General features: G+C 65.5%; 8 protein-coding genes. 1 reads left to right on the top strand and 7 read right to left on the bottom strand.

Going from position 1 to position 11144, the window contains the following annotated elements; genetic code table 11:
- The 7 genes from ACO1P8_RS07150 to ACO1P8_RS07120 form a co-directional block, all read right to left on the bottom strand.
- Nucleotides 1–1696, bottom strand: a 1696-nt coding sequence (locus ACO1P8_RS07150) for a hypothetical protein (protein WP_486295208.1), incomplete at its 3' end; no start/stop codon positions are given.
- Between the two features lie 666 nt (nucleotides 1697–2362).
- On the bottom strand, nucleotides 2363–2617 hold the full coding sequence (locus ACO1P8_RS07145) for a GlsB/YeaQ/YmgE family stress response membrane protein (RefSeq protein WP_486295207.1): 255 nt from the start codon (nucleotides 2615–2617) through the stop codon (nucleotides 2363–2365).
- Nucleotides 2618–2732: 115 nt separating this feature from the next.
- The gene (locus ACO1P8_RS07140) at nucleotides 2733–3431 is read right to left on the bottom strand and encodes an SCO family protein (protein ID WP_486295206.1); all 699 of its coding nucleotides are present in this window, start codon (nucleotides 3429–3431) and stop codon (nucleotides 2733–2735) included.
- 4 nt (nucleotides 3432–3435) lie between these two features.
- Complete coding sequence (locus tag ACO1P8_RS07135; RefSeq protein WP_486295205.1) at nucleotides 3436–5499, bottom strand: M3 family metallopeptidase; 2064 nt, start codon at nucleotides 5497–5499, stop codon at nucleotides 3436–3438.
- A 240-nt stretch (nucleotides 5500–5739) separates the two neighbouring features.
- Nucleotides 5740–6588 (bottom strand): bifunctional methylenetetrahydrofolate dehydrogenase/methenyltetrahydrofolate cyclohydrolase FolD, encoded by an 849-nt coding sequence (gene folD / locus ACO1P8_RS07130; RefSeq protein WP_486295204.1) that lies wholly within the window; start codon nucleotides 6586–6588, stop codon nucleotides 5740–5742.
- The gene (locus tag ACO1P8_RS07125) at nucleotides 6585–7211 is read right to left on the bottom strand and encodes a response regulator transcription factor (protein WP_066659362.1); all 627 of its coding nucleotides are present in this window, start codon (nucleotides 7209–7211) and stop codon (nucleotides 6585–6587) included. Before ACO1P8_RS07125 ends, folD begins: the two co-directional genes overlap by 4 nt.
- Nucleotides 7208–8962 (bottom strand): PAS domain-containing sensor histidine kinase, encoded by a 1755-nt coding sequence (locus ACO1P8_RS07120; protein ID WP_486295209.1) that lies wholly within the window; start codon nucleotides 8960–8962, stop codon nucleotides 7208–7210. The genes ACO1P8_RS07125 and ACO1P8_RS07120 overlap by 4 nt, the downstream gene beginning before the upstream one ends.
- A 260-nt stretch (nucleotides 8963–9222) precedes the next feature.
- On the opposite strand from ACO1P8_RS07120, the gene aceE reads away from it, so the two are divergent.
- A partial coding sequence (gene aceE / locus ACO1P8_RS07115; RefSeq protein ID WP_486295203.1) for a pyruvate dehydrogenase (acetyl-transferring), homodimeric type occupies nucleotides 9223–11144 on the top strand: 1922 nt, incomplete at its 3' end.

The raw sequence follows: 11144 nt of genomic DNA, 5'->3' as shown, positions 1-11144 counted from the left end.
GCGGCGAGCGGGGATCGCCTCGCAGCGCTTCTACCGCACGGGCCACCACGGGCACGGCGTGGCGCGTCGCCGATTCCATGGTCAGTGCCGCATCCAGGGCCATGAAGTGCTGCTTTTGCGGGGCCGGCATGATGCGACGGCCTTCGGGATGGTCCACCTTCAGGAAGGGATAGCTTTCGACCACGTGGTGCAGGGCGATGCATTCGCCCGGCGTCAGCGTGCCGACGCAGGCTTGGACGACCTGGCGTTTCGCGCGTTCCAGGGAAGTGCCGGGAAAGATACGGCGCCAGATCCCCAGCGCGACCGCCCGTAGGGTGGGGCGGGCGGGCGGTGGCATGTCCAGCAATGTCGCCGTCGTGCGCGTGCTCGCCGTTCTTGCCGCCGGTGCGGCGCCGGCTCGCGCGCCGGCCAGCCGTTCGGCAGCGGCGAACAGGTCCGTCATGAAACGCCGAAGATCGGATCGCAATCGTTCGCTGACCTCGCCGGGAAGTGCCGTGCCCGCCAGGATGGTATCCAGGTAGCGTCCCAAGCCGTGGGTCGGTGAGACTTGCGCGGACAGCGCGAAAGTGCGCATGAAGTCATCCTGGACGGATCGTGGCAGGCTCTCGACCAGCGCAACGCAGCGGTCCAGGTCATCCCGATAAGACGAGGCGAAGGACCGGTCGAGCCCGTACAGGCGGATGAAGGCCTTATGCATGGCATCGAGGTCGTGGCGATCGCTGGCGGCCAGCAAATGCTCGACTTCGTCGCGGTACAGGCGTTGCCTGAACGCCTCGTTGGCCATTTCCGCCACCAGGTCGACGATGCGCCCGGCCAAACGGCGCGCTTGGGGGGCGGCGTGGCCGGGGAGGGCGATATCCAGGGCCGCATCGAGTTTGCGGCGATCCGCATTGTCGGGATCGCGTAGCCGCGCGGGGCGGTCCAGCGCGTCCAGTTGTTCCGCGGTGACGGACGCGGCATGGTCATTGCCGCCCGGCGTGGAGGCGGGGGAGCCGGTTCGCGGCCCGAAGTGGCGAAGTGCCTGGGCCAGCGACATCTGTATGAAATTGAATTCGATCGCATCGCGTTCGGCGCCGTCCGCCAGCATCCACGCGGCTTGCGCGATGCTCGACGCCGCGTGGTCGTGCCAGCCGGCTGTTCGCTCGGACAGATGGCGGTGGATGCGGCGGCCCATGAGATAAAGCCGCGAGCCGGGAGTCGACGGCTCTGCAGGGGATGGCTCCGGTGTCGCGGTCCTGAAAGACTGCGGCGTGGCCGCCGCGATCGGCCCGATGCTGCCGAAAGCCAGGCATTCGTCCAGCAGTGCGTCCACGGCGGCCCGCACCACGGACGCCCTATCCAGGGATACCGTGGATTCGGCCGTGCGAAGCACCTTCGCGGTGATGGCGCGGGGATCGGTGATGATCGCCGTCGCCATGCTGGTCACGGGATGCGAGGCCGGAAGTTCGGACAATGCGGCACCTGCCGGCTCGTCGACGAGCGTAATGCTGATCTCGCTGCTTGCGCGAAACTGGCCGGCGGGCTGCGGGAAGACGGACAGGCTGTCGTTGCTCGCGAGAACCGAGGACGACACGCTGGCGATGGATGGCGCCCGGCTGATGCTGCCGGTGCTGCCGTGATAGCCGCTGCTGGCCAGGCTGTCGTTGCTTGGGCAGGACGTGGGCGCATCGTCGTGCGCTTTTCTTCCAGGGCGCAATGGCGCGTGGCGCAATACCGTCGCGGACGCGCGCCCGGCGGAGAGCCGGAAGGCGGGCGTCTCGATGATGGACGAAGCGGGTCGCGCCCGTCGCGCGCAGGTCGAGGAGGCCCTGGCGAGGCGTTGGTATACGGCTTCCTGTTTGAATGCACCGCCTGTGTGTCCTCGCGGTCCGGAGGGTGGGGCGAATGAATACGAAGCAGGCGAGGATGGGGTCAAGACGAGATAATCTGGCATCGGTGGGATTCCCTTGATACAGGCGAGTGCATTGACGGACGGACGGTCGGATCCCGGCACGGCGTGGTGGAGGATTCGGCGGCGATCTGGCGGCGGGCTGACGGTCGGCCATGCGTCGTCCCGGAGCACCGTGACGTCATCGCCAATGCGGCATGCGTGCGATTCCCCGCGGGTTGATTCCTTCATGTGTCGACAGGACGCGCCCGCTTTTTCCGGGTGGTTGTTGTCGAGGATGTCAGTGTCCGTATGCCAGGAATGCGGTGCCGTTCCGGGAAAGACCATACGGGTACGGTCGGCGTGGGCATCGCGGGCTGATCGGGTGGACGGGGCTGGGGCACCCGTGGCGTTGAACAGACGAAAAAAAGCCGCGCTGCGATGCAGCGCGGCTTTTCGGGCAAGCGGCTGGCCGGCGCGGGCCGCAGGGGGCTGTCAGGCGCCGCGGCGACGTGTGAACAACCCCACCACGAACAGGACAATGATCGCGCCGATGACCGAAGCGATCCAACCGGCCGGTTCGCCGGGCCCATACCAGCCCAGCGTGCGGCCAAGGAATCCGGCCACGACGGCTCCGACGATGCCCAGGATACTCGTCAGGATAATGCCCATGGATTGATTGCCGGGCATGAGCGCGCGCGCGATCAGGCCGACGATGAAACCCACGATGATCATGATGATGATTTCCATACGTGCTCCTTTCCGTTTCGATACGCGTCCAAGGGGAACAGCAACACGGGCCATCATAGCGGCGCCGGGGTGGCGGGGTCGTTCATGTCATGTAACAACAGATTGCCCTGTTGTATTAACGCCGCGAGTCCCCGACCAGCTTGCGCAGCGCGTCAACGATCTCTTCCGTGGAGCTGCTGTCGGACAGCAGCAGACGGGCTTCGCCCCCGCCATCGAAGACATACACACCGCGGCTGTGCGTGACGTTGTAGACCTTCGGGTCGGCATCGGGTTTGGGTTTATCGATCTGGTAAGAGACGCGATACCGTCGGGCGACATCGGCGATCTGCCTTTCCGTACCGGTCAGGCCGATGGCATTGCTGTTGAAGGCGTTCACATAAGCTTGCAATCCATCCGGGGTGTCGCGGTGCGGATCCACGCTGATGAAAAGAATGCGGACCTTGGCGGCGTCTTCTCCCAGTCGGTTCATCACATCGGCCAGTTGCGCCATCGTGGTTGGGCACACGTCGGGGCAACTGGCGTAGCCGAAGAACAGCAATACCGTTTTGCCTTTGACGTCATCCTGGCTGACGACGCGGCCCTGCGCACCGGACAAGGAAAAGCGCAGGTCCGGGAGATGGCCATGGATGTCGTAGATCGCGGGCGGCGGGGCCGCCTGGGCGGCCGCTGCCAGAAAAATGGCCGCGATCGCGACTGCCAGCCGCGACAGGAAGGCGCCGGCGCGCGCCCATGACGCAGGGCCGGCATGCGGTCCCGTGCATAGCGGGGCGCCCGTGCCGGACAGGGCGAAACGCGGCATGGCGGTTCGAGACATGGGGCTACTCCTGCAGGGCGGTCATACCGCTGTGGCGCAGCAACGCATCGATACGCGGCTCGCGGCCGCGGAAGGCCTTGAAGGAATCGGCCGCCGGCCGCGCCCCTCCCACCGCCAGGATCTCGCGCCGGAAGCGTGCCCCGGTCTCCGCATCCAGCGTGCCCTGGTCGCCGCCGCGGGCTGCCTCTTCGAAGGCCTCATACGCGTCGGCGGACAGCACTTCCGCCCACTTGTAGCTGTAGTAGCCGGCGCCATAGCCGCCCGCGAACAGATGCGAAAAGCTATGCGGCATGCGATGCCAGGCCGGCGGCATCAGCACCGCCACCTCGTGGCGGACTTCGTTCAGCAGATCCAGCACGGAACGGATATCGGCGCCGTCGGGCCGGTCGTGCAGGAGCATGTCGAATAGCGCGAACTCGATCTGGCGCACCGTCTGCATGCCGCTCTGGAAGTTGCGCGCGGCCAGCAGTTTGTCGAATAGCGCGCGCGGCAGCGGTTCGCCGCTGTCCACGTGGGCGGACAAACGCTGTACCACGGGCCATTCCCAGCAGAAGTTTTCCATGAACTGGGATGGCAATTCGATCGCGTCCCACTCCACGCTGGCGAAGGCGGCGGCGCCCGGCTCATCCACCTCGGACAGCAGGGCGTGCAGCGCGTGTCCCGTTTCGTGGAACAGCGTGATGACGTCGTCGTGGGTCAGCAGCGCCGCCTTGCCGCCGTTTGGCGGCGAGAAATTGCAGGTCAGGTAGGCAACTGGCGTGTGCAGCGCGCCCGCCGCCAAGCGCCGGCTGCGCTCGCTGTCGACCCATGCGCCGCTTTGTTTGCCCGCGCGCGCGTGCAGGTCCAGGTACAGATAGCCGACCAGTTCGCCGTCGGGCCGTTCCACGCGCACCCCACGCACATCGGGATGCCAGGCCGACACCGGAACTTCGCGCAGGCGCACGGTGAACAGGGTCTCGATAACCTGGAAAAGACCCGCCAGCACACGCGGTTCGGTGAAGTACTGCTTGATGTCATCCTCGGAATACGCATAGCGCGCTTCGCGCAGGCGTTCCGATGCGTAGGTCACGTCCCAGGGCTGCAGGTCGTCCATGCCCAGCTCCTGCCGCGCATAGTCGCGCAGTTGCGCCAGGTCGCGTTCGGCATAGGGACGGGCGCGGCCGGCCAGATCGCGCAGGAAGGCGATGACCTGTTCCGCGCTGCGCGCCATGCGGGTCTGCAGGCGCAGTTCGGCGAAGTTGCGGAAGCCCAGCAGGCGCGATTCCTCCGCGCGCAGCGACAGCAGTTCCTCGATCAGCGGCGAATTGTCGAACTGGCTGTCGCCCAGTTCCGACGCCACCGTACCGTAGGCGCGATACAGCGTTTCCCGCAGCGAGCGGTCGCGGGCGTATTGCATGACCGGAAGATAGCAGGGCATTTTCAGCGTCAGCTTCCAGCCCGGCTTGCCGTCGGCTTCGGCCGCCTGGCGCGCCGCCTGCCTGACGTCGGCCGGCACACCGTCCAGGCGGGCTTCGTCCTCGACCAGCAGCGACCACGCGTCGATGGCATCCAGCACGTTTTCGGAGAACTTCTGCGAAGTCTGGGCCTCGCGGTCCGAGATCTCGGCATAGCGATCGCGGTCGGTGCCGCGCAGCTCCACGCCGCTCAGCCGGAAGTCACGCAGCGCCAGTTCGATGACGCGCTGGCGCACCGGGCTCCACGAGGCGAAGGCAGGCGCGGCGCGCAGGCGCTGGTACTGCCGGTACAGGCCCTCGTGCAGTCCGACCCAGGTAGAGAAATCGGTGACCTTGGGCAGTGCCGCGTTATAGGCCTCGCGCAATTCCGGCGTGTTGACCACGGCGTTCAGGTGGCCGGCGACGGACCAGGCGCGCCACAGCCGTTCGGAGGTGGAGTCCAGGGGTTCGATCACGGCTTCCCAGGTGGCGGGCAGTGCCGGATCCGCGGCGCGGTCCACCGCCTGGCGCGCCACCTCCAGCAAGGTGTCCATGGCCGGCACGATGTGCGAGGGCTTGACGGCGGCATAGTCCACCAGGTCTTCGGCGGGGGCGAGTAGCGGATTCACGCTCATGTTCGGCTCGATGGGGATAACAACGACGTAGAGTAGATGGAGACGGGCCCCGGCGGTTGCAAGGCTTTCTGCCCGCAAAAAAAACAGATGCAGTCGATCGGGGACGCCGAGGATCCGGCTTCGCCGGTCCGCCGGCGTCGCCCCCTGGAGGGGGAGGCGCGTAGCGCTTCGGGGGTGAGGCCTCCCTCCGGTCCGCCAGCGTCGCCCCCTGGGGGGAAGCGCGCAGCGCTTCGGGGGGGCCTACCGCAGACGTTCGGCGGCTTCCACCGTGTTGACGAGCAGCATGGCGATGGTCATGGGACCGACGCCGCCCGGCACGGGCGTGATCGCTCCCGCCACGCGCACGGCGCTGTCGAAATCCACGTCGCCGCGCAGCTTGCCGTCCTCGCCGCGGTTGATGCCCACGTCGATCACCACGGCGCCGGGCTTGATCATGGCGCCGGTGACGATGCCCGGCTTGCCGGTGGCCACGACCAGCACATCGGCGCGCGAGGTGTGGGCGGCCAGGTCGCGCGTTTTCGAATTGCACAGCGTCACCGTGGCGCCGGCCGCGAGCAGCAGCATGGCCATCGGCTTGCCGACGATATTGCTGGCGCCCACGATCACGGCTTCGGCGCCGCGCAGCGCCACGCCTTCGGATTCCAGCATCTTCATCACGCCGTAGGGCGTGCAGGGCCGGAACAGCGGCTGCCCGGTCATGAGCAGGCCGGCGTTGCTGATATGGAAGCCGTCGACGTCCTTTTCCGGCGCGATGGCCTCGATCACCTTGTGGGCGTCCATATGCGGCGGTAAAGGCAGCTGCACCAGGATGCCGTGGATGGTGGGGTCTCCGTTCAGCACGGCGATGCGTTGCAGCAATTCCGCTTCGCTCATGGTGGCGGGATACTGCTCCTTGACCGAATGCAGGCCGGCTTTCTCGCAGGCCAGTACCTTATTCCTGACATACACCTGCGACGCCGGGTTGTCGCCCACCAGGACGACGGCCAGGCCCGGCCGCACCCCTTGCTTCGCCAGTTCGGCCACGCGATGCGCGACGTCGTCGCGGATGCGCTGGGACAGCGCCGAACCATCGATAATGCGTGCCGTCATGCGTGTGCCTCGGGTTTGGCCAGGGCCACCTTCATCAGGTCGGCTACGGTGGTGACTTCGAGTTTTTCCATAATGTTCGCGCGATGCGCTTCCACGGTCTTGATGCTGATGCCCAGGTCGTCGGCGATCTGCTTGTTCAGGCGGCCGGCCACGATGCGCTCCAGGACCTGCTGTTCGCGTGCGGTCAGGCGGGCCAGCATGGCTTCGTGATCGCGCTGGGCCTGGAATTTGGACACGCGCTGCGTGGCCTGTTCCAGCATACGGGCCACGATCTCGCGCAGATCCGACTCGTTGAAGGGTTTTTCCAGGAAGTCGATCGCGCCTTTCTTCATGGTCGTCACGGCCATCGGCACGTCGCCGTGGCCGGTGATGAACACGATGGGCAGCGGTGCCTTGCGGGCGATCAATTGTTCCTGCAGTTCGAGTCCGGTCATGCCGGGCATGCGGACATCGGCGATAAGCACGCCGACCTGGTTGGGATCGTAGTCTTCCAGAAAGCTTTCCGCGCTGGCGTAGGCGCGCACGCGATAGCCGTTGGCTTCCAGCAGCCAGCGCAGCGAATCGCGTACCGCTTCGTCATCGTCGACGATAAATACCGTGCTGGACGGATTTGGGGTGTTCATGCGTGAAGCTCCTCGGACTGGTCGTTCTGCGTCTGTGCTTGTGGCGCCGCGCAGGGCAGGGTGAAGCGGAAAATCGTGCCGCCCGCGGGATTGGGATCCGCCCAGAGGCGGCCGTGGTGCGACTCGATAATGGTACGGCAGATATTCAAGCCCATGCCCAAACCCTGGGCCTTGGTACTGAAAAACGGTTCGAACAGCCTTTCGGGATCGGCCAGCCCATGGCCGCGGTCGACCACCGCGACTTCGATGTGCTGTTCGTGCAGGATGACGGCGACTTTCAATTCGTCGGAGTCGCTGTTCTCCATCGCCTCCAGGCCGTTTTTCAAAAGATTCAAAAGCACCTGCTCGATCAGGATGGGATCGGCCAGCACATCCGGCGCGTTGGAGGGCACGAAACGTTCGATGCGGATGCGGCGCTTGCGCGCGTCGATCTCGGCGAAGCCGATGGCATTGTCGACGATGCCGGCGATGGCGACGCGCTGGCGGCGCGGTTCGCTGCGTTTCACGAATTCGCGGATGCGGCTGATGATTTTGCCGGCGCGTTCGGCCTGGGCGGCGGCTTTTTCCAGGGCCGGCAGGAGCATGCGGGGATTGGTGTGGCCCGCCTTGACCAGCGCCACGGCGCCCATGCTGTAGTTCGTGATGGCGGTCAACGGCTGGTTCAACTCATGCGCCAGCGACGACGCCATTTCGCCCATGGTGGTAAGGCGGCTGGTGAGCTGGATCTTTTCCTGCTGCACGCGGGAGGCTTCCTCGTGCTGGCGGCGCTCGGTGATATCGCGCGCCACCTGCAGGCGCACCCGGCGCCCGTCGGTCCAGGCCAGCATGCGGTGGTGGACTTCGAACCAGCGCTGCACCGACGGGGCGAAGACCTCGACCGATTCGTCGGTAAAGCGGCCGCGCCGGCCGGCCAGCAGTTCGTCATGGCCGCCCGTCTGCGCGCCGAAGACCCGGCGGTAAGTGCGGTTGGCGAACAGCAGCTCCAGGCCATCGTGGGTATCGGCCGTGACCGAGATCGCATCGTCCAGGCCTTCCAGCACGGTCATGAAACGTTCGTGCGCCGCGGTCAGGGCTTCGCGGATGCGCTTGGGTTCGGTGATGTCGGTCATCGACGTCATCCAGCCGATCTGGTTGCCGTTCGGGTCCAGCAGCGGGGACACATACATGCGCGCGGTAAAGCGCGATCCGTCGCGCCGCTGGGCCTCCACTTCCAGGCCGCTGCTGGGCGTCTTGCCGGACAGCAGGATATCCAGGGTGTGCTGGTGCTGATCGTGGCGGCCGGGCACCCAATACGGGAAGGGCGGGCTGCGTCCCAGGAGATCCGCTTCGTTCCAGCCGATCATGCGGCAAAACGCCGGATTGACGTAGGCGATGCGGCCTTCCATGTCCAGTACGCGCATGCCGGTGGACATGGAGTTTTCCATCGCCCGCCGGAAACCGGTCTCGGCGATCAGCGCCGCTTCGGCATGGGACCGGAAGCGGGTGTAGCGCCATAGCATCAGCAGGCTGATGACGATCACGCAGGACAGCGCCAGGACGATCCACAGCAGGCGCTGCTGCCGCATCTCCTGGTCTATCGTGACGAACATGACGCTGTCGTCATGGATGCGCTGCAGCCAGAAGAACACGCCCATGACACATATATAGAGTATGAGTACAAGGACGGGCGTCAGCCAATACAGGCCCCGCCTGCGCAAGCGGGCATGGTCGTGGAACGGCGTGGGTATATTCGACTTGGGTGCGCTGGCCATGGCGATGGTCGTGGGATCTTGCCGCATTTTAGTCGTTTGTTGCGATTGGCGATGATTTCATATTATGAAATGCCGTACCGCAACATGAAATTTCTCTTGCGCCGGGGTAATCTTGTTTCCTAGAATGCGCCGCATAAGTTGCCCTGCCCAGCCACCGGACGCGCACCCACGCGTCAGGCACGGTTTTCTGCGGGCGTTTTTTCATGCCCCTCGCGCCGGCACAGGCGCACGGCTACAACCCTCTCTGCTGGAGACACACGATGTCCTCTAACGCCCTGGCTGGCGCCCAAACGGCTGCCAATGACGAAGACACCCTGGAAACCCAGGAGTGGCTGGAAGCGCTGGCGGCGGTGCTGGACCGCGAAGGACCGGAACGCGCGCATTACCTGCTGGAGCGCCTGATCGACGAGGCCCGCAGGTCCGGCGCCCATATTCCGTATTCGCCCAACACCGCGTATGTGAACACAATTCCGCCCGGCCTCGAACCGGCGCATCCGGGCAACCTCGAGCTGGAATCGCGCATCCGCTCCTACGTGCGCTGGAATGCCATGGCGATGGTGGTGCGCGCCAACCGGCATTCGCCCCCGGACGGCGGCGACCTGGGCGGCCACATCGCCTCCTTCGCCTCGCTGGCGACGATGATAGGCACCGGGCAGAACCACTTCTGGCACGCGGAATCCGAAGACCACGGCGGCGACCTCGTGTACTTCCAGGGCCATTCGTCGCCCGGTGTCTATGCGCGCGCTTTCCTGGAAGGCCGCCTGACCGAAGAACAAATGAACCACTTCCGCCAGGAAGTGGACGGCAAGGGCCTGTCCTCGTATCCGCATCCCAAGCTGATGCCGGAATTCTGGCAGTTCCCGACCGTCTCCATGGGCCTGGGGCCCATCACCGCCATCTACCAGGCCCGCTTCCTGAAGTACCTGCACGCCCGCGGCCTGGCCAATACGGCCAACCGCAAGGTCTGGGTATTCTGCGGCGACGGCGAAATGGACGAGCCGGAATCCCTGGGTGCGATCGCCCTGGCGGCGCGCGAAAAGCTGGACAACCTGATCTTCGTCATCAACTGCAACCTGCAGCGGCTGGACGGCCCGGTGCGCGGCAATGGCAAGATCATCCAGGAGCTTGAAGGCGATTTCCGCGGTAGCGGCTGGAACGTCATCAAGCTGATCTGGGGCGGCTATTGGGATCCGCTGCTGGCCCATGACAAGGAAGGCATCCTGCGCCGCGTGATGGAGGAAACCGTCGACGGCGAATACCAGGCCTACAAGGCGAACGACGGCAAGTTCGTGCGCGAAAAGTTCTTCGGCAAGCATCCCAAGCTGCTGGAGATGGTCGCCCGCATGAGCGACGAGGACGTGTGGCGCCTGAACCGTGGCGGCCACGATCCGCACAAGGTCTACGCCGCCTTCGACGCGGCGGCCAACCACAAGGGCCAGCCCACCGTCATCCTGGCCAAGACCATCAAGGGCTACGGCATGGGCCATGTCGGCCAGGCGAAGAACCCCACCCACCAGCAGAAGAAGCTGGACGTGGCGGCGGTGCGCGAATTCCGCGATCGCTTCGGCATTCCGATCCCCGACGACAAGCTGGAGGAACTGCCGTTCTTCAAGCCGGCCGAGGATTCCCCGGAAATGAAGTACCTGCACGAACGCCGCAAGGCGCTGGGCGGCTACCTGCCCAAGCGCCGCACCAAGGCCGACGAGCAGTTGAAGGCGCCGGCGCTGGAGGCCTTCAAGCCCGTGCTGGAACCCACCGCGGAAGGCCGCGAAATATCCACCACGCAGGCATTCGTGCGTTCGCTGAACCAGATCCTGCGCGACAAGGATCTGGCGCCGCGCGTCGTCCCCATCCTGGCCGACGAATCGCGCACCTTCGGTATGGAAGGCCTGTTCCGCCAGATCGGTATCTACGCGCCTGAAGGGCAGAAGTACACCCCGGTCGACAAGGACCAGGTGATGTACTACAAGGAAGCGGCCGACGGCCAACTGCTGCAGGAAGGCATCAACGAAGCGGGCGCGATGAGCTCCTGGATCGCGGCGGCCACGTCCTACTCCACCAACAACCGCATCATGGTGCCGTTCTACGTGTACTACTCGATGTTCGGTTTCCAGCGCATCGGCGATCTCGCCTGGCTGGCTGGGGATATGCAGGCACGCGGCTTCCTGATTGGCGGCACGGC

The organism is Bordetella sp. (assembly GCF_057362025.1).
The sequence above is the reverse complement of the archived record's forward strand: the minus strand, read 5'-3'. Positions and strand labels throughout refer to the sequence as shown.

Excerpts from the sequence above, each read along its gene's own strand:
- ACO1P8_RS07145 (WP_486295207.1), bottom strand. The coding sequence starts at position 2,617 with ATGGAAATCATCATCATGATCATCGTGGGTTTCATCGTCGGCCTGATC.
- ACO1P8_RS07140 (WP_486295206.1), bottom strand. The coding sequence starts at position 3,431 with ATGTCTCGAACCGCCATGCCGCGTTTCGCCCTGTCCGGCACGGGCGCC.
- ACO1P8_RS07135 (WP_486295205.1), bottom strand. The coding sequence starts at position 5,499 with ATGAGCGTGAATCCGCTACTCGCCCCCGCCGAAGACCTGGTGGACTAT.
- folD (WP_486295204.1), bottom strand. The coding sequence starts at position 6,588 with ATGACGGCACGCATTATCGATGGTTCGGCGCTGTCCCAGCGCATCCGC.
- ACO1P8_RS07125 (WP_066659362.1), bottom strand. The coding sequence starts at position 7,211 with ATGAACACCCCAAATCCGTCCAGCACGGTATTTATCGTCGACGATGAC.
- ACO1P8_RS07120 (WP_486295209.1), bottom strand. The coding sequence starts at position 8,962 with ATGGCCAGCGCACCCAAGTCGAATATACCCACGCCGTTCCACGACCAT.